This window comes from Megasphaera sueciensis (assembly GCF_050219315.1).
GTDB classification, from domain to species: domain Bacteria; phylum Bacillota; class Negativicutes; order Veillonellales; family Megasphaeraceae; genus Megasphaera_A; species Megasphaera_A sueciensis.
In genome coordinates this window covers 2,112,290-2,135,338 of record NZ_CP116939.1, presented here as the reverse complement: position 1 = coordinate 2,135,338, position 23,049 = coordinate 2,112,290, and the positions used below count along the sequence as shown (strand labels likewise).

The following is a 23,049-nucleotide window of genomic DNA, read 5'->3' as shown; positions in this document are numbered from 1 at the left end:
CATGATTATTCCATTTAAATTAGCAAGACTCTATCTGAGATACATCTTATGGGGAGGTGAGTTTACTTTATCAATTATAGCCAGCCCGCATTTCATTTCCGTTTTACGTATTATTTTAAATCATGAAACAACAAAGGAGGATCATTATGAATATATCCAAAGAAACAATGCAGCATATGTATATTACGATGAAACGCATCCGTGAATTTGAACTAAAAACGCAAGAGCTTTTTGCTGAGGGTAAAATACCGGGATTTGTTCATTTATATTTGGGAGAAGAAGCCGTATCCGCAGGTGCCTGCGAATATTTGAACGATGGCGATTACATCACAAGTACACACAGAGGACACGGCCATATTATTGCAAAAGGTGGAGATATGAAGTACATGATGGCCGAATTATTCGGTAAAGCAACAGGATACTGCAAGGGAAAAGGCGGATCCATGCATATTGCGGATCGGGACAAAGGTATTTTAGGTGCTAATGGTATTGTAGGTGCTGGACAAGATATTGCATTAGGAGCTGGTTTTTCTATTAATTACAAAGGAACAACACAGGTTTGCATCTGCTTTTTTGGAGATGGTTCAACAAATCAAGGTACCTTCCATGAATCTTTAAACATGGCTTCCATATGGAATCTTCCGATTGTCTATGTCTGTGAAAATAACAATTATGCTATTTCCATGAGTCAATCCAGACATCAACATATTCAAAATATATCAGATCGCGGGAAAGCATATGGCATTCCCAGCATACATATAGACGGTAATAATGTAATTGATGTATATGAAGCAATCACTGCCGCCATCGACCGGGCCCGCAAGGGCAAAGGACCCACTTTAGTCGAATGTAAAACCTATCGGTGGCGTGGACATTTTGAAGGAGATCCCGCTATCTATAAGCCAAAGGGAGAACAAGAGACCTGGCTGAAGAAAGATCCCATTACACAGTTTAAAACATATCTGGAAAACAATCATCTCTTCAGTGAAGAACAATTACACACATGGGATGCTGCCATATGCCAAGAAATAGAAGAAGCCGTCCGCTTTGCCGATGAAAGTCCGCTTTCAGATATACATACGATCGTAAATGACGTATATTCGGATATTATTGAGGAGGTGCACGTAAGATGAAAACAATGACCTATGGACAAGCACTAAAAGAAGGCATGAGTATTCGCATGAGGGAAAATCCCAATGTTTATCTCTTGGGAGAAGATGTAGGCGCTTTTGGTGGCTGCTTCGGAGTAAGTTCCGGTATGTTTGAAGAATTTGGAGAAAAACGAGTTCGTGATACTCCCATCTCGGAAGGGGCTATTATCGGAACGGCAATTGGCTCTGCCGCCACAGGACTGCGACCTATTGCTGAAATTATGATGGGAGACTTTGTTACGGTTGCCATGGATCAACTTGTAAATCAATCGGCCAAGATGCGTTATATGTTCGGTGGTAAAATTTCACTGCCAATGGTTGTGCGTCTTCCTGGTGGAGCTGGGGTCAGCGCAGCTGCACAACATTCCCAATCATTGGAAGCCTGGCTTGTACATGTTCCTGGTTTAAAAGTAGTATACCCATCCACCCCTCAAGATGCCGTTGGACTTATGCTTTCGGCTATTGACGATGATAATCCTGTCATAATGATAGAACACAAAGCACTCTATGCTGTAAAAGGAGATGTTTATAATTTATCTCCGATTCCTTTGGGGAAAGGTGATATAAAACGTCATGGCAATGATATTACCATTATTGCTACAGGAAAAATGGTTTATGAAGCTATTACGGCTTCTGAAAAACTGGAAAATGCCGGAATTAGTGCCGAAGTAATTGATCCGCGTTCACTGTATCCATTAGACAAAGAACTTATTGCCAATTCTATTAGTAAAACACATCATGTTATCATTACGACAGAAGAAACCAAAAGAGGAAGTTATGCAGGTGAACTTTCTGCCTATATTCATGAAGAATTATTTGATATGTTGGATAGTCCGGTAATCCGAGTATGCGCGTTGAATACGCCTATACCATTTGCACCTAATTTGGAAAAAGCATTTTTACCTAATGCTGCAGATATTTTTAGAGCAGCAAAAACATTACTTTAATCTCATAATAGATTCTTTCCCCTAACAACTTATAACAGGAGGTAATGATTAATGGCGACAGCACTTACGATGCCACAATTGGGCCTGACGATGACAGAAGGAACGGTCTCGCAATGGCTTAAAAAAGTAGGCGACCCGGTAAAAAGGGGTGATGAAGTCGTAGAAGTTGAAACAGATAAAATCAGTAATATAGTGGAAGCCCATGAAGACGGCATTCTTCTTTCCATTGTCATGCAGGAAGGCGAAGCCGGACCGGTAAAAGCCGTAATGGGGTATATCGGCCAAGCCGATGAAACCGTACCGGGGGGTTCGGCAGCAGCAGAGGCAGCTCCTCCAGAAGCAGCGGCGGCACCGGTTCCAGCAGCAGTTGCCGGCCCGGTGCAACATACGATTGTCGGCGGCTGGGTATTGGCGACTCCGTATGCTCGTACATTAGCGAAAGAAGCCGGCATCGATCTGGCCCTCGTTTCCGGAACCGGTCCGAACGGGCGGGTCGTAGGCCGGGATGTGGAAGCGTTTGAAGCAGAAGAAAAAGTACGTATCTCTCCCACTGCGGCTAAAGTAGCGGCTGATCTGGGAGTAGATACCCAAACGGTAACTGCCGACGGACGGATCATGAAGAACGATATCCTTACGGCCGCCGGAATTGTTCCGGCACCGGTTCCGGCAGCGGCAGCTACTCCGGCGGCGGGGACAGCGGAAGGTAAAGGGGCCCCGAAAAACGGGGTCCTGCTCAAAGGGATGCGCAAGGTCATCGCCCAGCGCCTGGGAGACTGCTGGAGAAATACGCCGCATGTCCATCATACGGTAGAAGTCAATATGACCAAGGCCACGGAACTGCGCAGCACCTTCATTGCCATGGACAAGAAATTCTCCTTTACCGACCTGATCATCAAAGCTATGTGCAAAGTTCTAGAAGAATATACGGCAGCCAACGACAGTCTGGTAGACGGGTATCTGGTCCATAACGAAGGGATTCATATGGGAGTTGCCGTTGCGGTGGATAAAGGCCTCATCGTGCCTGTCATCAAGAATGCCAATCATAAAGGGCTGATGGATATTCATCGGACTGTTGGCGAACTGGCACGGGCGGCTCGTGATAATACGCTGTCGCCGGATGATCTGACAGGCGGCACCTGTACCATCAGCAATCTGGGCATGTACGGCTGCGATCATTTTACACCGATCGTCAATCCGCCGGAAGCCACGATTCTCGGGGTATGCCGCACGGTAGATAAAGCCGTAGTACTAGATGGCAAGATTGTGATCGCTCCGATGATGAATATCATTCTGGGATATGATCACCGGGTAGTAGACGGAGCGTTAGCCGGATTAATCACATCGCGGCTCCGCGAATATTTGGAAAATCCGTTATTGTTACTCTAATAGAAATACTGGGGAGGTGTCCTTCTCCCGGGAGGGACACTTTTCTATTTAACCATTAGGAGGTAATTTTTCATGGCAACTAATCTTACGATGCCGCAAATAAAAAAGAGCATCCTTATTGTCGGAGCAGGCCCCGGCGGATATGTCACGGCTATCAAGGCTGCCCAAATGGGAGCTAAGGTTTCCCTTATCGAAGCCGATAAAGTCGGCGGTACCTGCCTCAATGTCGGCTGTATCCCCACGAAGGCGCTGATCCATGTAAGTTCTACGTTCAGTGCCATCAAAGAACAATCGGCTAAATTAGGCATCACTGTTTCCGGTATGGATGTCGATTGGGCTAAAGCGCAGCAATATAAAGGTTCTATTGTAAAAACATTGGTTGGTGGTGTGGAAGGCCTTTTGAAAGCCAACGGCGTTGCCGTGTACCGCGGCCGGGGAATTGTCAAAGATGCCCATACAATACAGGTCGGCAGTAAAACGCTTACGGCTGACTGTATTATTTTGGCTGTCGGTTCTGAACCGGTACGCATCCCGATTCCCGGAGCCGATCTTCCGGGAGTGATCGATAGCACGGGGACGTTGGCATTAACCGAAATACCCAAGAGCTTCGTCATTATCGGCGGTGGGGTGATCGGAATTGAATTTGCCTCTCTCTTTGCTTCGCTGGGAACGAAATGTACCATTGTGGAAGCACTGCCGAGGATCCTGCCTCCTATTGATGCAGAAATTACCCGCATGGTCCGGGCCGATCTCGAAGCCAGGGGAATCGCCATCCTGACCGACGCCCGGGTAGAATCCATCGAACAAGCCGGCGCCTCTTATACGGTCCATATGAATTACCAGGGACAGGCCCAGACGGTAGAAGGGGAAAAGGTATTGATGTGTGTAGGACGCCGAGCCATGACCCAAGGTATCGGACTGGAAGAAGCCGGAATCGTCCTCAATTGCGGAAAGGTTGTGACCGACGACCATTTCCAGACGAATGTCCCCGGCATATATGCCATTGGAGACTGCAACGGCAAGCTGATGCTGGCACATGCCGCTTCGGCCCAGGGGATCGCTGCCGTCAATCACATTATGACCGGGCGGGACAGCTACCATGCAGAAACGGTTCCTTCCTGCATCTATCTGGAACCGGAAGTTGCCAGCGTCGGGAGGAAGGAAGAAGAACTGCAGGAGCAAGGGATTGCCTACCGCTGCGGTACATTCTCCTTGTCTGGCAACGGCAAGGCGTTAATAGAAGCCGGCGGCAAAGGCATGATCAAGATTCTGGCCGATGCCAAATACGGACAGATACTCGGCGTTCATATTTACGGGCCGCGGGCGACGGATTTGATTGCAGCGGCTGCGATTGCTATCCGGCTGGAAGCGACGGTGGATGAATTTACGAGTACCGTATGGGCTCATCCGACCGTGGGGGAAGCATTAGGGGAAGCCGCAGAGGCCGTTTTTGGAAATTCGATTCACTGGCCGCCTAAAAAGAAATAAACCGCGGCAGAAAGAGCGCCTTACATCTGTAAGACGTTCTTTTTTACTTTTATAATGTTACCATAATATCTTATTATAAAGGTATGATTATTTGCGTCAAAAATATGCCGTTTTCAACTTTAAACCGTATACTGCCACTATACTTTTCAACAATATATCGTATACTTCTAGTTCCCATACCTCCCTCATTTTTCAAAGATTGAGGCATATCGTTCTCAAAAATAACAGGTACGGTAGATGTATTGGAAATCTGGATAAATAATTTTTCATCTTTCACTTCAGCTATAACTTTAATAAAACAATTTTGTATAAGAGAACGCTGACAACTCTCCATTGCATTTTCCAAAACATTAGCAAGTAATGCCCCTGTTTCGGGTGATGTTAATGGGATATTGTCCGGTATATCCGTATCAACTTTATAAGAAACACCTAATTCCTGTATCCGAGAAGCATATAAAAAAAGCACAGCATTAGCTGCCTGATTACGGCAATACCGTTTAATATTGCTGTAAATAATTATCTTTTCACAGTCCTGCAAATACTGTTTCGCTTCTTCAATATATTTTCCTGCCAAATATTGTCCCAGTACCGCATTATGATGATGCAAATCATGCTGGGTTTGCCGTGCTTGTTCCACAAAACGATTATAGTTTGCCAGTTGTAATTCAAAAGCTTTGGCTTGCTGTTCTATAAGAAACTTTTCTTCCTGCAAAAAATAAAGACCAATAATATCCTTCATTGCCCAAAAGATAGAACAATACACAATGATTGTCAAAATAACCAATAATAAAAGTGGAATACAATCAACAGCCATATCTTGAACCATATCTTTTGTGTGCAAAAAATAATAAATATAATTACAACAGATAATTACTACCACAAAAGAAAATCGTGCCCAATAATTTACCAGTTTGAGACATTGCGGTTTAAGATAATATTGGACTAGCCAAATAGTAATCCCCAACAAAAAAATACGTCCAAAAATAGTAGTAATATAAGGGTAAGGTAAAAAATGCGACCACAAAAAACTAATAATTAAAATACAACTATGCAGGTTAATCACGGTAACGTAGCAAAAAATCCATTGCAGCCAGCTATCTTTAAAAAAAGGTTTTAACACAGCAAATTGAAGTAGATAAAAAACAATTAGTGTTTTTGTTAAATTCGTAAAATCAGCGGTTTGATAAAACCAAAAATCGATAACGCCCCCAATAGTAACTAGCAGGATTACAATGAATGTATTAACCTTACGGCCATATTTGGGCTGGGCCAATATAAAAAGCAACACATATAATAAAAAAGCAGTAGAAAGTCCTCGTGCAAAATTCAAAAGGATAAAGGTATTCATGTTTGGTTTCTCCGTAATATTCTATGTATGACTGGCAAAACCAAAATCAAAATAAGCATCCCGTATAATCCGGAAATTATTTCTGGCAATAGGGATTTTTATACCAGAAATAAGCTCTATTCCATCTTGCTGTACCATCCGAATCGCTTTCATATTAACCAAATACCCTTTACAGGGCTGAATAAATTGGTCTGGTGCCAGCAATTCCAAAGCTTCCAGAAAAAAAGACAATGATTGTCTTGCTACTATTTTTTTACCTCGTTTTAGATACAAATTTTGCTCATGTGCGTAGTTTTCGATATAGTCTATCTCTTCAATATCTATCTTCGTAACAACACCACCACTTAATTTAACAGAAATTTGTTTTGTATCCTTCCGTTTTATCTCCCAAAATGCTCTGTCCACGGCTTCATTAAAAGTTTTTTTTTGAAAGGGTTTTATCAAATAATGCACCGCTTGAACAGAAAATGCCTCAATAGCATAGTCTCGGCTGCTTGTCAAAAAAACAATTTTTGTCTGCGGATACAATTTCCCAATGATACCAGCTACTTCTATTCCCGAAATTCCCGGCATCAAAATATCTAATAAAACAATATCAAAATAACGTTTATTCAAGTTTTCCAGTAAATCAAAGCCATTATTATATGTAAGAATCTCTACCATCTGCCGTCCTTTTTCTTGTAAATACTGCTGCAAATAGAGTTTCACCATATCCCTATCTTTTGGTTCATTATCACAAACGGCAATCTGAATACTATTCATCTATATTCTCCTTCATATAAAGTGGCGTATAATTTGAATATAGTTTAAGTTTACATCGTATAACAAAATCAGACAACTAGTATATATATATATTTCATACCCTCAACATTTTCATTTAATGCATAATTTGATACGTATTATTTGATCCAAATATCTGTCTCTAAGTACTATATGCATGCTTTAAAAATGATATGCTATACTGAAATACGGACCACGCAGCCGATACATAGGTCTATCATCATCATTTACACTCAAATCAGCATTCATATTAATAACCCGATATCCACCTGCTATACTGAAATTTCGGTATGCGTTATAACTTATGCCTGCTTCGTAATCATATAAATACCCATAGTGTCCCATCGTTATTCCCGCAAAATCACTGAAAAACATAAGCCTCTTCTGTGCATCAAGGTATGCATGTACACTCAAATTTAAAGTAGGTGCAACCCGGAAAAGTACATCTGAACTTTTTATATTTATTCCTGGATTTGCCGTGGCTGCTACGGATGTATACATATAATACATGCGCAGACCGGCTCCACCGTAAAGTTCAACACGATTTTTTTCCCAAATTTTCTGTTTCCAATTTACGGCAATATAATCTAATTCTAAAACACTATGAAGATTCGCATCGGTAAACTCAACCCCCTGATAAACAAAAGAATCAGCCAAATGAGTATCTCCTGTTTGGCGAACATGGATATAATCAAAATCGAATTTCCCCCATGTAAGTTTAAATTCAGGGACGTTAGAGTTTTCTATCCCTAATGTGTCTCTGAAATTAATTGTTTCTCTCTGTCCGCCAGTCGTTTTTCCCGTATTTACCGTTAAATTTAATTTTGGCATAACATATCGGGCTTCGCAGATAATTTCATTTTTGTTTTTCTTTTCCCCCCTTATATTTTCTTTTTTTGTGATACCAGTCCCGATTTCCTTCGTATCACTCTGTATTGTACTTGTTTCAGCAGCCAGGGCTGCCCCTGACAACATTGCAATCAGCAACACTAAACTGTATATCCTGCCTATATGCCGTACCATCATTATCTTCCCCGCTTAATTATTGAATTTAATTATTTTTAACTTTTACAGACAAATCATCCAGCGTACCCGCTTCTGTATATTCATATAAAGCAACATTATTCGTAATTCCAGTTTCTATTACCGCAAAGGTTCTCGTTGCCGGTGGATAATCGGAATTATGGTCAACCCAGGTGCCTGAATTAACATAGAATTTTTTCCCGTCCTGTTGAAAATCCGGAATATGCGTATGTCCAAAAACAACGACATCAAAAGAACCTTCATTCCGTTCTAGATATTGCTTTTTAGCACATTTGTAAAAATATTTTTTTGTTTCAGTTCCCGCCTCGGTTCCGGCTTCTAAAAAGGGAGTTTTAACCCATACATCATTCATTTTCTGCCGTTCATCCCAATAGCGCTGAAAATTCCGGAACAATACAGGCGCAGAAATCGTCCCATCCGGCTGTTCAACAGGATACATGTCTTTTAATGAATAACTGCCATTAAAACCACACGTTTTCAGCTTAAATATCTTATCCTCAAAATTACTTTTTTCTGTAATTCTGTTAAATAATGTTTCCAATGTTTTTGCATAAGCGTAGGCACCCATTTGATCGACGTTAGACGAATTCGGCATTTTAGTCATCACAGGATAGTTCTTTTTAATTTGGGGCTTATTTTCTATAACCCAGCTAGTTCCCACCCGGGCATAAAAATATCCAGGCGGATACATAGTATCATCACTTCTGCATAATTCTTTATTAGATACCCTGTCCGGTGCGGAATACGGATCATAGCGGTGACAGTGTTCAATAACAATTTCTTTGCGGTCACCTGTAACATATCGTCCCAATCCCTTTGCATCCCGTGTTTGAATAATTCCAGGAAGCAAATATTTCAAAATTCCTATTTCCATATTCATGTCATGATTGCCTATTACATAAACCAGCTTAATACCTTTTTTCATAACATTATTCAGTTCATCAATGACACCTTGATTATTTTTTGCTACTTGGAGAAAAAATGTTTGAAAATCTGTTATCGGCCCATACGTCAACGGTAAAAACCATTCATCAAGAAAATCCCCGGCAATAACGAGCTCTCTTATATCTGCAGTCTGCTGCAGCCGTCCTAAAAACTCAATAAAAAGAGCTCTGTTGTGAACATTTTCAGCAAAGCTATCATCAATACCAAAATGTAAATCACTAACAACAATAATCTTATTCTTACGACTTCCTGCCTTCCATAAAGGCTGTATATTTTGTCCGTTTTCTAATCCCGCTGCAATCACGCGATTAGAAAATGAAAAAGATCCATCTATTGCCGCTGCCGCTAATGTCAATCCACCTATAGCCGCCCCTTTAAGAAAGGCTCGTCTAGATAATTTCTTCGATTTTTTCATAATGTCAATTCTCCTATTCACTTGTAACTGCCTCAATATTAATATCGCCTTCTTATTTCTCCTCTATGTTCTTTCTATGTTTTTTTACATTATTTCACTATGCTTCTTCCCCCCTGCCATATAAAAACTTTATTTTATCACCTTTCTATACGTATTTCCGTTAATTATATTATGGTATTTTATTTATTTTACATGCAAATATAAATCATTTTTTTGTGCGTTGCACGAAATGTAGTTTATATTGCACAAAATGTAATTATTTTATTGCATTTTTTACGTTCTTTTATGATTATGTAAAATGCAATAAACTGCTGTCATAGTTTATATATTTACAAAAACAAAATAAACAAAAAAATATCCATAAAACTATAATATTTTAAGTTTTATGGATAACTATGAAAGTGCATCAATATGCAACAATATTTATACTGCAACTTCACTATATGCTCTGCCTCCGTTTTTACCCCCATTGGGTTTCCATAATTAAAACATCCTCTACAATGACAACAAGCGACTAAGTGGAAAAATTAAAATGAGCTGACCAAACAATAGATAAAAGGCTAAAAAACCATCTTTACTAACGGTTTTCCCAGCTATAATGATTGAATTTCTATGGGATCCACATGGATCGTTAGATATATATTTCGCTGCTGAGCATCCTGCTCAATACGTTTGGACATTTGATGTGCCTGTATCAAAGAAAAAGATGCCGGGACTTCTATATGAACAGACGCCAGCGTATTTCCTACCCCGTAATCATGTACCAGTAGACTATGACAGCCTTGTATTCTATCATCTTTTTGTATGATTGTCCGTATCGTGTTAACAACCACCGAATCAGGTTTTTGCCCTATCAATGTCAGTGCGGCTGGTTTTAACACAATATACCCTGACCACACGATTCCGAGTGAAACAATAATCCCTGCCGCTCCTTCCGTCTGCAGACCTGCTATCTGCGGAATCAGACAAGAAATGGCAATCAAACTCAATGCCACCGCATCCGTCAATGAATCAAAACAACTAGCATGGAATATGGCAAACTTACGTTGTTTTGCATACATATATGTTAAAAAACCATATAGCAGTTTCAATAATACAGAAACGCCGATATAAAGAAAAACGAATGGATTAAAATAATGATCTGTTGGATACACACTTTTTTCGATTGATTCCAACATGAAATGCAGTCCCATTCCTATCATAATAATCCCCAGAAAAAATGCTCCTAAGTATTCAATACGCCCGAATCCAAACGGGTATTCTATAGTACTTGGTTTATGTATCATGTAGAATGATAATAAAGTAATAATGGCAAAAACGGAATCCATTGCATTGTGAAACGAATCTGCCAATAATGCCATATTATTGGTGACCAGGCCGGAGATAAGCTCCACCATGCATATCAAGCCATTGATCAAAAGTCCTGAGATTCCGAGCATATATTCTTTATGCTTGTATATGCTTTTCACGAATCTGATACTATTTGATATAATAAAAGTCACATAGACTCTCCTCCTTTACTATTAATTTTATGTTTTTCTTGCTGTTCACACGTTTTACACAATCCATAATAAATCAAGTTAGTGGATTCAATTCGGAAATTATAAGAATCATCAATTTTCTGTTTGCAGACAGAAAATATTTCTAATACACGAGGATCAAAAATACCCAAAATTCTTCCGCAGCGGCGACAAATACAATACGGATGATTTTCATTTTCTTCTGAACCGATCAATTCGTAGTAACTATGCTGCATATTAAATTGCAGTCTACGCAAAATATGAAGTGCACAAAACAGAGAGACTCCCCGATATACTGTCGGAACAGATATACTTGGCAGCAAATCCGCAGAATACACATAAATTTCATGTATCGTTAGACATTCATAAAGATGTGCTGTCATGGCTCGAATTACAGCTTGTCTCTCTTTTGTTACACTATAATGATTCTTTTTAAGTTTTTGTACCGCGTCTTCAAATAGTGTCATCTTCCCTATTCCTTCATTATATGATTATGTGGGCCATACCTTCCTTCTTAAAATTTGGAATAATGATGTTCATGATGGTGCATCCCGCGATGCATCATATGCAGATTTCCCGATTCCATTTTGTCATTGATATGCGTATTTATCTTCTGTATCAGTGACAATAACTTTTCTCGTTCTTCCTCAGTCAAACAATCAAATAAATTGATTGTCAAATCCGAAAGATGCCCTTTCATTTGTTCCACATGTTGTTTGCCTTTTTCTGTAATACGAACACGCATCACGCGTTGATCGTTATCATCTTTTTCCCGTATGATAAGATCAGCTTGTTCCAATTTACTTAATAATTCCGACATAGACGATGGACGGATATCCATCTCTTCCACTAAATCCTGTTGAATAGCTCCATCATGCTGTTCAATGAGCGACAACAAATAATGCTGGCTATGATGCATGGAATGCCCTTTGCATTGATGTGCCATCCAGTGTTCCATCCGATGCATTTGCCGACTTAGTTGCAATAATTCTCGATACAATTGTACTACTGTTGTATTTTTCATCTATATTCCTCCTTGAAAATAAATAATATAAAGGCACCTAAATACATTGTACTCAATTTTGCTGTTTTGTCAATATGTAAGGCACCTAAATATTTATGAACTAATGAATTGGGTTCTATAATAAATCGAGTAGGAAGTCACTCATTACGATTGAGCCACCCCAACATTTGATCATAGAACCTTTTCTTATGCGTGCCTATAAAGCCTAATCTACCTGCGGCACTTTACAGCGCATGTTCGGTCCGTTACTTGATTACTTCCGGTTACCCGTAAACGAGTCTTCTGAATCTAATGTAAGCTGTTCGGACATTTCATCTTCTTTAAGTTGTTCTCGAATATAGGTAGGTATCTTCTTCTCGTTTTTTTCTACGATATCTACCTAGTATCCGCGACACCAAAATTGTTGATTCCGGTACTTATATTTCATATTTCCCCATTTTTCATAAATCATCAGACTACTTTTTCCTTTGAGAAACCCCACGAAACTCAATATACTCATCTTGAGGGGAATTTCCAATAGCAGATGTACATAACGGGCATGCCTCTGCTTCTAGTAAAGCCACTCCTTTCCACTGACATAATTCTCGTAATATTTGTCCTATTTCATATCGCTTTTTCCCATAAAATACTTGCCACTGATCCTTCGGCGCAAATACTGCATGATATTTACAATTCCATTTACTGTGTGATGGACTGTGTGTCATTCATCGAATGACCTCCTTTGATATGGATAGGTTTGCAGTTGACAGACCGCATTCTTATCTTACATTAAAGGTGTTTTATTTTGAAACTTCAAAAACTCATCGCTTAAGCTTTTGGAACCCCTGGTCTAACCAGAGATTTTCTAACTACAACAAAAAGAGGAACAATCTTTTGAATGTTCCTCTAACTTGTGTTTTGCTATTGAGCCAGCTCAACATTTGACATAGACCCTTTTTTATACTTCTGACAACTGAAAAAGAATGCCCCGAATCGCTGTTCAACACTTCAGTACACACTTTTTCTTGTTTCTTAAATCAAATTCTGTTGTACAAGAACTTTTTCTATTGCTGCAGCAACACCGTCCTCTGTATTCGTTGCAGTAACAACCTTAGCAATTTTTAAAATACATTCATTACTATTTCCCATAGCAACCCCGATGCCCGCATTTTTAATCATTGAATAATCGTTATTGTTATCGCCTATACACATAATATCCATAGGTTTAATTCCATACATGTCACCTACAGATCTAACCGCACTCCATTTATTGACACCGGGTTCCACCATTTCCAAATAATCCGGCATGGAAGACGAAAAATCAACTTGTTGAGAAAACTTACACTCTAAATCATTTCGAACAGCTTGAAAATCCTTGCTCTTGGCAATCACAAGCATTTTGCACGGCGGCGTAGTAATATTACACATACTATCACCTAGAATTTCTTCTTCTACACCAAAAACTTTTTGATAGTTTTCCGAAAAATCATTATGTGAAAATACTTGAAATCTATCATCGGCATAGGTTTGTATATGATAACCTTTTTGTCCACAATAGCGAATAATAGATTGTGCTGTTTTTATCTCAATAGGTTTTTCATAAAGTACTTTTTTTGATCTGCTGCCTATAACTGCAGCTCCGTTATAAATAACCAAAGGAACATCTAAATCAAGATAATCAGCATATCTTTTAACTCCCGCAAACACTCTCCCGCTGGCAAACATTACCACAATACCTGCTTTGACTGCTTTTTGGACAGCTTGTTTATTACGAACCGAGATGTTCTTATCGTCATCAAGCAATGTTCCATCCATATCTACAGCAATTAATTTAATGCTCATACCCAGCTCCTTTTTCTGTTAAGCATTTACAAACTAATTTCTTGTTGTATTGTCTGTCCTAAAAAACATTTTACTTCTTAGATCTGAAATCTGTTATGATTCGTGAAAATGTTTTGGCGCGTTCTGTAATTTCAGCAAATTTACCTTCGGCAACTAATTGGGCATTCACCAATTCTCCACCAATACCGGCCGATGAAGCTCCCGCTTTTAAGAAATCAGGTAAATTAGAAGCTCCCACCCCACCTACAACCATCATATCTACTTGATTAAGTGGCCCTTTCAATTGTTTAATATATTTTGCTCCCAAAACACCGGCCGGGAAAATTTTAACGATTCTGGCACCGGCCTCCCATGCTGTAAGTGCCTCCGTTGGTGTCATAACACCTGGAACAGGAACAACATTATAACGCAGACAAGTCTGAATCATTTTCGTATTTAGAGTAGGCGCCAAGACAAATTTAGCCCCTGACAAAATAGCAATCCGAGCTGTTTCTTCATCTAAAACGGTACCGGCACCCACCAATAAATTATCAGCGTATTCTTTACAAAGCGCCTCTATCATCTGCGCTGCACCCGGAGTATTAAACGTCACTTCAATAGTGCTGACTCCACCTTTTAACAAGGCCTCGGCAATACGTTTCAATGCATCAGCAGAAGTACCTCTAACAATAGCACATACTCCCTTATCATTAATGTTTTTTAAAGTTTCAAAATCTTTCATTTCAAACAGCTCCTTTATCAATTACATATACACACAAAAATATATGACATACTTACCATTCGGCATATGTGCCGTCATAATTGCGCCATTTTGGATTAGACCATTTTAGTCCTTCTTGGCTGATTTTTTTAACAAGATCTTCATCAATTTCAATACCCAAGCCGGGTGCTGTCGGAATATTCACAAACCCATCTTTATATTGGAAAATTTCTTTATTTTTTACAAAATCAAGCAGATCAAAACCTTGATTATAGTGAATACCTAAACTTTGCTCTTGAATGAAAACGTTAGGTGTACAAACGTCCAACTGTAGAGTGGCCGCAAGTGCAATAGGTCCGTAGGGAGCATGTGGAGCTACTGCCATATCAAAACATTCCGCCATAGCAGCAATCTTTTTGGCTTCTAAAATGCCTCCTGTTAAAGATAAATCCGGCTGAATGATATCAACAAAACCATCCTTGAAAATCGGTTTAAATCCCCAACGGGTATACGCGCGTTCACCGGTGGAAATAGGAATGGAAACATGATTTGCAATATCTCGCAGCATTTCTATGTTTTCAGGTAAAACAGGTTCCTCGATAAACATCAAGTGAAATTGCTCCAATTCCTTTGCTAAAACCTTAGCCATAGGTTTATGTACACGACCGTGAAAATCAACGGCAACTTCCAAATCATACCCGACTGTATCACGAATAGATTGTACCCGTGCCGATACTTGTTGTACTTTTTTGTAAGTATCGACATAATGCATTTCTTCCGTTGCATTCATCTTAACTGCTGTAAATCCCATATTTTTACGCTTTAAAGCTTCATTCCCAACATCAGCCGGCCGATCACCGCCAATCCAAGAATAAACCTTGATTTTAGTTCTGGCCCTCCCACCCAAAAATTCATATACCGGCATATTGTAATATTTTCCCTTAATATCCCATAAAGCCATTTCAATCCCAGATATAATTGTCATTTCGACAGGTCCGCCCCTGAAAAAGAAACGATACAAAAGCTGCCAGATATCCTCTATCTGCCCCGGATCCTTACCTATAAGATATTCCATCATTTCCCGAGCCCCGGTAATTACCGTTTCCGTACGCGTACCGCTAACAAGTTCCCCCCAACCGCTAATACCTTCATCTGTGTTTATTTTTAAAAAAATCCAGCGTGGTTTTATTTTATAAATATCGTAAGAAGTTATTTTCACTATTCCATCCATTCCTTTCAGGCATATATTTATTCTTAAATCTAATTACAATTTGTTGCACCAAACCTCAACATTTCTATACACGCTAATTTCTCCAAACCCAAAGGCTTCCGCCTTTGTCTTTTGTCCATTACATACATGAATCAAAGCATTAAATATGTTATCTCCACATTCAAACAAACTCTTTGTTCCTCTTAAAACTACAGATGCATCAATATCTATGTTATCTTCCATATTGACATACGTTTCATGGTTTCCCGTGATTTTCAACACTGGCATAATAGGATTTCCAATAGGATTTCCCCGTCCGGTTGTAAAAACACATACCTGAGCTCCTCCAGCTGCCATGCCAGTCAAGGATTCAATATCATAACCGGGCGTATCCATAATAACTAATCCCTTTTCTCTTGGTCTATCACCATAGCGAACTACTTCGTTAATAGTAGTTCCTCCTCCTTTAGAAATACCCCCCAAAGCTTTTTCTTCCAATGTACTTAATCCGCCTTTAATATTACCAGGAGTGGGATTTGCTCCTCGAGTATCAATACCCATTTTGGAAAAATCTATTTCCAGACCTTTAATAATTTTATATATGTTCTCTTTTACCTCATTATTTTTAGCTCTTCCTGCTAAAATGTGTTCAGTACCGATAAGTTCCGTTGTTTCTCCCAATATTACCGTTCCACCGGCAGTTACCAGTTTATCACTACAGTATCCCAAAGACGGATTAGCTGCCAATCCACTGGTGGCATCCGAGCCTCCGCAATTCGTTGCCAGAATAATAGATGATAAATCAGCATCAACACGTTCCTGCAAAAACATTTTCCGCACCATTGTTGCTGCAACGGTAACACCTTTTTGTATAGCACGCACCGTGCCGCCTTCGTCTTGAATAGTAAGCACCTTTACTGGCTTATTCGTTCGAGCACTGATCATCTCATACAAAATATATGGCTGAATAGTCTCACAGCCTAATCCGACAATAAGAGCGCCATATACATTGGAATTCAGCACCAATCCGGTAAGCGTACGTTTCATAATGTTGACACTATCACCGATTTGTCCGCATCCTTTTGTATTGGGAATAAAAACAGCATCAGGAATCTGTTCCGAAATACGTTGAGCTGTTTCGTTCGCACATCCTACTGTAGATAAGATTAGGACCTTGTTACGGATTCCAAAGGTACCGTCCGTTCTTTTATATGCCTTAATGCGCATCGTTTATCGCCACCCCCTGAATATTGTGGACATGTACATGTTCACCGGTTTCAATAGATTGAACGGCTTTTCCGATAACCTCTCCATACTTGTAAATGATATCTCCACTTTTAAAAACAGTTAATGCTATCTTATGATATTGAGCAATATCATCCTTAGCCACAATACGGCCCACTGCTTTATTTTCACGTATGACACAAACAACATCACCTGCCGTTACAGGCTCCAGTACCATAGCAACATTGTCTTTTTCTTTCATATGAATAGCTTTCTTCTCACTCATATTCCACCATCTACTTTCCCTTTATGCCTTTAAAACGTTAGGCGGGATTTTTCCGGTCAAAGCCGCAATAACATTATCAACAGCCATATTTCCCATTCTAAGATTTGATTCTTTTGTAGTACCGCCGATATGAGCCGTAACAATGACATTGTCTAAATCATACAAAGGAAGATGTTCCGGCGGTTCATGTTCAAATACATCCGCAGCATATCCACGAACAAGCCCACTCTTTAAAGCTGTTTCCAACGCTGTATAATCTACCAACTGACATCTGGCTGTATTAACAATGACAACCCCATGTTTTAAATGCGCAATTCTTTCCTCATTCAGAAGATGTTGAGTCTCTTCCAGCAGTGGCAAATGTAATGTAATATAATCAGCGGTCAGCAAGAGTTCATCCAGTGGTACATATTTCACTCCAAAACTTTTAGCTTCAGCATTTTCAAAAATGTCGTATCCTAAAAGATTCATATTAAAACCACGTAAACGACTGGCAACTTGACATCCTATATGTCCGGTTCCAACAATACCAACAGTTTTTCCGTTCATACACATTGGTGCTTTCGGTTTATTCCATTTACCAGCCTTAGTATCTCTATTAGAAATAACTATACCTCGAGCTAAATTAATCATATATGCTACTGCCAAGTCAGCTACTTCAGTTGCATTAGATCCGGGTGCGTTTGTTACATAAATTCCTTTTGAATTTGCATATTTAATGTCAATAGCATCTACGCCGATCCCATGTTTAGCAATAATTTTAACATTAGGACATCTATTAATAATATCTGCTGTAATCTTATCATTTCCGACTATAAGCGCATCCGCATCAACACCAAGTTCACTAAATTCCTCTGGAATCAAAGGACGCCCATAAGGATTAGTAACAACATCCCATCCCAAAGTTTCCATTCGCTCTTTTGGTTCTTTATTAATTTTCCCAAATGTTACCGTACTCGCTAAAACTTTGATTTTTGTCATAACTCAGCCTCCAATAATTTTTCGAACAAATATGCCATGACACCGGAATTATCCATTGGAATAATAACAACACCTATAAACTTATTTACCAACATGGTTAATGATACTAAGTATCTCATTGCTGCTTGTTGCTCTACGCATTTTATCAATCACATCTGTGTTTTGAATAAGAGCCGCTAATTCTTTAAGCATCACAACTTGATCTTCTTTCTTATTAAGAGCAAGCATAAAGACCATACTAACTTTTACTTGATTATCCGAATCACCCATAATGTTAAATTCTATCGGATTCGTCAAAGTTGCCACAGCTACAACAGGATTAATAACATGTTCCACATCAGTATGCGGCAATGCACAACCATAATTTTCCATTTCAAGTCCTGTAGGATAATTTTTTTCTCTATCACTTATACCTTTTAAAAAGCTTTCTTTTACAAATCCTTTTTCATGAAGCACAGTACACATTTTGCAGAATAAATCATTCTGATCAGCCACTTCCAGATTTGGAAATACCAGGTCGGCATGTAAAAGTTTTAAAATTTGCATAATGGATAACTCGCCATCCTTCATTTAATTTTATTCTCAATTAGTTGCTAAAATAACGAGAATATGTCAATCATTTTTATTGCTTATTCACCAAATCCACTATCGACCAATGTTTTGAGGGCAGTAAATGCTTGGACTTCATCTTCCCCTTCAGCTGTGACAGTAAGTATTGCCCCTTTCCTGGCAAACAAACTCATAATCCCCAGAATCCTTTTTGCATCTACTTGATTTCCTTTGTAAGTTACTGTTATTCTCGACTTGAATGATTGGGCAAGTGCAACAAAACCTAAGGCAGGACGTGCATGCAGGCCCGTTTCGTTAGCTATTACTAAGTTTTCTTTCACTGCCATACCCTGATCCTCCTTACAAATGTCACAAATCATATATGTCTGTAATTTATGTACATGAGTGATATTTGGTATCTCAACTGTTAATTATATTCACGCCTGATTTTTTGCCAAGTTCAAATAATTGCTCAACAATGGCATTAAATTCTACTATTTACTGTCAAACTATTCATGTAATATCGCTCCATTAGAAGCCGCTGTGACTTGTTCGCGATATAATCTCAATTGCTTACTCGGTTCCTTAGAAACAATTATTCTATCTGTTATATGTCTTTTATTTTCTTCTTCCTGAGTAATTTCCCAATGAAACCTTCTTTTCTCAATATCGATAGAAATCATATCCCCATTATGAATATAAGCAATGGGTCCCTTATCGGCTGCTTCTGGCGAAAGATACCCGACAGCAAGTCCTGCAGAATGACCTGAAAAACGACCATCTGTAAGCAGAGCTGTGTTTTTTACTTTGGTTATAACCTCTGTAACTCTGTGCATTTCGCGCATACCAGGTCCTCCTTTTGGTCCTTCGTTGCGAACTATTACAACATCACCTTCTTGAATAATATTATGATCTAATGCCTCCATACAGTCTTCTTCACTTTCAAACACTTTAGCGGGTCCTCTAAAAGCCCATTTTTCTTTCGGAACAGCTGAAATTTTAATTACTCCACCATCTTTAGCAAGATTTCCTTGTAAAACAGCAAGGCCACCTTCATCTTGGAACGGTGTTTTCATAGTTTTGACAATAGTGCCATCAGGATTAGGTGCATTTTTCACATTATCATATAATGTATTTCCATTAACAGTAGGAGTGTTTTCATGCAATTTAGGCAACAATTCTTTTAGTATTACCGGAACACCGCCAACTCCATCAAGATCAGCTACCGTATATGTTTTTCCATTTGGATACACTCTTGTTATAAGTGGCGTGTTATGTGAAATGCGATCGTAATCCATCCGTTTTATCGTTAATCCACATTCAGCTGCAATGGCTGGAATATGTAAAAATGTATTAGGTGAACCACCGATAGCCGAAGCTACAGTCATAGCGTTTTCAAAAGCTGCTTGCGTAAAAAATTTTCTTGCAGTTATATGTTTATGAACTAAATCTAAAATAACATGTCCACTTTGACGAACCAATTTTTTCTGTTTATCAGATTGCGCAATCATTGTAGCCATAAGTGGTAATGTGATTCCCAACGTCTCTGCTATAATACACATTGTATTAGCAGTACCCATTACCGGACAAATCCCCGCTGAAGGCAGATATTCCTTAGTAACCTCTACTAACTGCTTTTCATCAACTTCGCCTCTTATAAATGCATATCTTGTTTCTTTAGATTCAGCCGGAGTAATATAATTGCGAATTACACCACCGGTTACCATTATGCTAGGTATATCCAAACGTGCAGCAGCCATTAACATAGCCGGCACAATTTTATCACAAGAACCAATTAAAACCATTCCATCAAAAATATTATGTCCTAAAATCATTGTTTCAATGGAGTTTGCAATAATTTCACGACTCGGCAAAACAAATTTCATGCCTCGATGCCCCATAGCAATGCCATCACACATTGCTATAGTATTAAATTCAAGCGGAGTACCTCCTGCTTCTCTAATGCCTCTTTTTACTTCTTCTGCAACTTCTCTTAAGTGGCAATGCCCAGAAACAATATCATTCCAAGAGTTTACGACTGCTATAATGGGTTTCTTTAAATCATTATAACTTATTCCACACGCTCCTAAATGTCCTTTAGCAATGGCTCTTTGATAAGGAGGTAACGCCTCAATAGTTAACACTAAGAATCACTTCTTTCCAGTAAATTTACAACAAAAGTACTCTCGTTCATTTTTATTATGAATCTAATATCTTTCTACACTTCAAAATGCCAACAAGTTAGAAAACACAGACTATGCTGGCATTTTAAGGTGGAAGTTTTAATGTAAATTTCGTTAATTTAGTTATTCAACAGTATTGGCATTCTGTACTTTTTATGAAACTCTACTATAAATTATTTATTGGTGTCGATATCTTTACTTTCTGCTTTGTAACCTACCAATTTCCAAAAAACAGCAGGATTCTTACTGCGAGCATACATCAAAGCAAGAATAACAACAACACTGGCAACAAGAACAACAGGTTGCAGACCTATATAGTAAAAAATGCCATGCAACGGTCTAATATCCGCACCAATCATAGCTGCACCAGTATCCGGTAATTTAGTACCAATATTAGTAACCAGATTTGCAAAAGCAGGTGACATCGCACTGGAGAAGAGCAAAGTAATAGCTACATTTATAACATTAACAATATATGCACAAAGAATATTTCCATTAAAAACAGCAACTGCAGTAATGGCTAAAAAGAATGGAGTAACACCTAAATCAGCCATCATTAAAAAACGATTGCCCGGTAGAAAAAAAATAAGAGGTACGGTTGTAATCATAGTCAGTAAAGCAACTGTAATATTATCTGGATTTCCTACACACAATGCTCCATCCATACCAAAATTGATTTTTCTTTTAGACCCATGTTTGGCCAATAGACTACGTACTTTTTCACTGAGAGCAGCAAAACCTTCTAACAAAGCAGTAGTTGCTTTTGGATATAAATAGATGAAAGAACCGGTTCCCATACCTAAAGCCAAAATACGAGACCAAGTAGTCAATTGCTCAATTTCCGGGAACCAAGCAATAACACCGATAAGCACAGCAACAAAAAATCCAATAACCACAGAATCACCAAAAATACCAAATTTACGACGAATTGTTTCAGAATTAACATTAATTTTTGTCAGACCAATTTTTTCAAAAATCCAACGAAAAATAATTGCTACAATGATACCGCCTTGAGCACTGGCATGGGGAATAGTAATACCTGGCAACTTGAAAAATTTCTGAAATTGTGGTGCAGTAACATCTCCAATCCAAAGCAGAAAAAGTTCGATAGCAATAGCTGCAATAATACCATAAATGTAGCTACCGGTAGTATAGTAAACCATACTTCCAATAAAAGCCCAATGCCAAAAATTCCATAAATCAAGGATTAGCGTATCTGTAAATTTAATTCCAATCATAATCACATTAATAATAATACCCATAGGAATAATAATGGCCCCAATTGTAGTAGAATAAGCAACTGCTGCAAGTAAAGCCCAACCTGTATCAAGATAAGGAAGTTGAATACCCCGCTGAACAACCATGTCAGTAATGGGTTTACTCATGAGCCCCAAAAAGAAAGGGTTTAAAACTGTAACCAAGCCAGCTAACCCAACCCCAATATAAATAGCAGACCTTAATGCTTTAGCCGGCTTGGTTCCTAAAATGATCTCAAAGATAAAAATGATAATAGGAAGAAGGACCGCCGCACCAAAAATTTTCATGAAATTTTGTATTATGTCCATGTAATATTACCTCCAAATTCATACTCGAAGTGTTAAACGTATTAGAAAGTCAATATCTTTCCAGCTTAAATCATTTTTTATCAGCAATAGCTTTGATTTGTTCCATAACTTCTTCTTTACCGATCCCGGTTAAAAAAGGTACTCCATTAAATATAGGTACTTTTTTGGGTAAATCTAAATCAGTACCCGCATTGGAAACAATAACATCATAATTACCATTTTCAATAGTTGCCTGTACATCGGCTATACGTCCCTGCTGAAAATTGGCTTGAATTCCTGCTTCTTCACAAGCTTCACGAATAGATACCAAAACAATAGTCGACGTTGCTACCCCATCAGCACATAAAACTAAACCTTTTAAACTTTTTGTCATAATGTTCCCTCCTAATGTATGTTTCATCTTTTTTCATTCTAATCTATTGCTTGAAAATTCATGCGATAGATAATCAACCTTCTGTACTTCATCCTAGACTTAATATTGT

The 23,049-nt window shown here is 38.8% G+C and carries 22 protein-coding genes and 1 pseudogene; 4 read left to right on the top strand and 19 right to left on the bottom strand.

What is annotated here, in order from left to right; all coding sequences use genetic code 11:
* The first annotated feature begins 146 nt into the window (after positions 1-146).
* The 4 genes from NXG62_RS10200 to lpdA all read left to right on the top strand — a co-directional run bounded on the left by NXG62_RS10200 (position 147) and on the right by lpdA (position 4,972).
* Complete coding sequence (locus NXG62_RS10200) at positions 147-1,133, top strand: thiamine pyrophosphate-dependent dehydrogenase E1 component subunit alpha (protein ID WP_427112302.1); 987 nt, start codon at positions 147-149, stop codon at positions 1,131-1,133.
* A complete protein-coding gene (locus tag NXG62_RS10195; RefSeq protein WP_427112301.1) occupies positions 1,130-2,098 on the top strand; it encodes an alpha-ketoacid dehydrogenase subunit beta in 969 nt (322 codons plus the stop codon). Before NXG62_RS10200 ends, NXG62_RS10195 begins: the two co-directional genes overlap by 4 nt.
* A 51-nt stretch (positions 2,099-2,149) precedes the next feature.
* Complete coding sequence (locus NXG62_RS10190; protein ID WP_427112300.1) at positions 2,150-3,484, top strand: dihydrolipoamide acetyltransferase family protein; 1,335 nt, start codon at positions 2,150-2,152, stop codon at positions 3,482-3,484.
* Positions 3,485-3,556: 72 nt separating this feature from the next.
* The gene (gene lpdA, locus NXG62_RS10185) at positions 3,557-4,972 is read left to right on the top strand and encodes a dihydrolipoyl dehydrogenase (protein ID WP_427112299.1); all 1,416 of its coding nucleotides are present in this window, start codon (positions 3,557-3,559) and stop codon (positions 4,970-4,972) included.
* A gap of 73 nt (positions 4,973-5,045) precedes the next feature.
* Here the strand turns inward: lpdA and NXG62_RS10180 are convergent, their stop codons facing one another.
* The 19 genes and pseudogenes from NXG62_RS10180 to NXG62_RS10090 all read right to left on the bottom strand — a co-directional run bounded on the left by NXG62_RS10180 (position 5,046) and on the right by NXG62_RS10090 (position 22,940).
* Positions 5,046-6,320 (bottom strand): sensor histidine kinase, encoded by a 1,275-nt coding sequence (locus NXG62_RS10180; RefSeq protein WP_427112298.1) that lies wholly within the window; start codon positions 6,318-6,320, stop codon positions 5,046-5,048.
* Positions 6,321-6,341: 21 nt separating this feature from the next.
* On the bottom strand, positions 6,342-7,082 hold the full coding sequence (locus NXG62_RS10175) for a LytR/AlgR family response regulator transcription factor (RefSeq protein WP_427112297.1): 741 nt from the start codon (positions 7,080-7,082) through the stop codon (positions 6,342-6,344).
* A gap of 180 nt (positions 7,083-7,262) precedes the next feature.
* On the bottom strand, positions 7,263-8,126 hold the full coding sequence (locus tag NXG62_RS10170) for a hypothetical protein (RefSeq protein ID WP_427112296.1): 864 nt from the start codon (positions 8,124-8,126) through the stop codon (positions 7,263-7,265).
* Positions 8,127-8,151: 25 nt separating this feature from the next.
* On the bottom strand, positions 8,152-9,504 hold the full coding sequence (locus NXG62_RS10165) for a metallophosphoesterase (protein WP_427112295.1): 1,353 nt from the start codon (positions 9,502-9,504) through the stop codon (positions 8,152-8,154).
* Positions 9,505-10,097: 593 nt separating this feature from the next.
* Positions 10,098-11,006, bottom strand: a complete 909-nt coding sequence (locus NXG62_RS10160; protein WP_427112293.1) for a cation diffusion facilitator family transporter — start codon at positions 11,004-11,006, stop codon at positions 10,098-10,100.
* Positions 11,003-11,491, bottom strand: coding sequence for a Fur family transcriptional regulator (locus NXG62_RS10155; RefSeq protein ID WP_427112292.1), 489 nt, complete (start codon positions 11,489-11,491; stop codon positions 11,003-11,005). Before NXG62_RS10155 ends, NXG62_RS10160 begins: the two co-directional genes overlap by 4 nt.
* Positions 11,492-11,538: 47 nt before the next feature.
* Positions 11,539-12,048 carry a MarR family winged helix-turn-helix transcriptional regulator gene (locus tag NXG62_RS10150; RefSeq protein ID WP_427112291.1) on the bottom strand — a complete coding sequence of 170 codons (510 nt, stop codon included), beginning with the start codon at positions 12,046-12,048 and terminating at the stop codon, positions 11,539-11,541.
* Between the two features lie 253 nt (positions 12,049-12,301).
* Positions 12,302-12,752, bottom strand: a pseudogene (gene tnpA, locus NXG62_RS10145) (IS200/IS605 family transposase).
* Between the two features lie 307 nt (positions 12,753-13,059).
* On the bottom strand, positions 13,060-13,869 hold the full coding sequence (locus NXG62_RS10140) for a Cof-type HAD-IIB family hydrolase (RefSeq protein ID WP_427112290.1): 810 nt from the start codon (positions 13,867-13,869) through the stop codon (positions 13,060-13,062).
* A gap of 70 nt (positions 13,870-13,939) precedes the next feature.
* Entirely contained in the window at positions 13,940-14,590 is a 651-nt protein-coding gene (locus tag NXG62_RS10135) for a bifunctional 4-hydroxy-2-oxoglutarate aldolase/2-dehydro-3-deoxy-phosphogluconate aldolase (protein ID WP_427112289.1), read from the bottom strand.
* A 52-nt stretch (positions 14,591-14,642) separates the two neighbouring features.
* Positions 14,643-15,788 carry a galactonate dehydratase gene (gene dgoD, locus NXG62_RS10130; RefSeq protein WP_427112288.1) on the bottom strand — a complete coding sequence of 382 codons (1,146 nt, stop codon included), beginning with the start codon at positions 15,786-15,788 and terminating at the stop codon, positions 14,643-14,645.
* Between the two features lie 45 nt (positions 15,789-15,833).
* The gene (locus tag NXG62_RS10125; RefSeq protein WP_427112287.1) at positions 15,834-17,006 is read right to left on the bottom strand and encodes a UxaA family hydrolase; all 1,173 of its coding nucleotides are present in this window, start codon (positions 17,004-17,006) and stop codon (positions 15,834-15,836) included.
* The gene (locus NXG62_RS10120; protein WP_427112286.1) at positions 16,996-17,289 is read right to left on the bottom strand and encodes a UxaA family hydrolase; all 294 of its coding nucleotides are present in this window, start codon (positions 17,287-17,289) and stop codon (positions 16,996-16,998) included. The genes NXG62_RS10125 and NXG62_RS10120 overlap by 11 nt, the downstream gene beginning before the upstream one ends.
* A gap of 21 nt (positions 17,290-17,310) precedes the next feature.
* The gene (locus tag NXG62_RS10115; protein ID WP_427112285.1) at positions 17,311-18,270 is read right to left on the bottom strand and encodes a phosphoglycerate dehydrogenase; all 960 of its coding nucleotides are present in this window, start codon (positions 18,268-18,270) and stop codon (positions 17,311-17,313) included.
* Positions 18,271-18,351: 81 nt separating this feature from the next.
* A complete protein-coding gene (locus NXG62_RS10110; RefSeq protein ID WP_427112284.1) occupies positions 18,352-18,840 on the bottom strand; it encodes a PTS sugar transporter subunit IIA in 489 nt (162 codons plus the stop codon).
* Between the two features lie 59 nt (positions 18,841-18,899).
* Positions 18,900-19,166 carry an HPr family phosphocarrier protein gene (locus NXG62_RS10105; RefSeq protein ID WP_427112282.1) on the bottom strand — a complete coding sequence of 89 codons (267 nt, stop codon included), beginning with the start codon at positions 19,164-19,166 and terminating at the stop codon, positions 18,900-18,902.
* 162 nt (positions 19,167-19,328) lie between these two features.
* Positions 19,329-20,963, bottom strand: coding sequence for a dihydroxy-acid dehydratase (locus NXG62_RS10100; RefSeq protein WP_427112281.1), 1,635 nt, complete (start codon positions 20,961-20,963; stop codon positions 19,329-19,331).
* A gap of 212 nt (positions 20,964-21,175) precedes the next feature.
* Complete coding sequence (locus NXG62_RS10095; protein ID WP_427112280.1) at positions 21,176-22,567, bottom strand: PTS transporter subunit IIC; 1,392 nt, start codon at positions 22,565-22,567, stop codon at positions 21,176-21,178.
* Positions 22,568-22,637: 70 nt separating this feature from the next.
* Complete coding sequence (locus NXG62_RS10090) at positions 22,638-22,940, bottom strand: hypothetical protein (protein WP_427112279.1); 303 nt, start codon at positions 22,938-22,940, stop codon at positions 22,638-22,640.
* Positions 22,941-23,049: the final 109 nt, after the last annotated feature.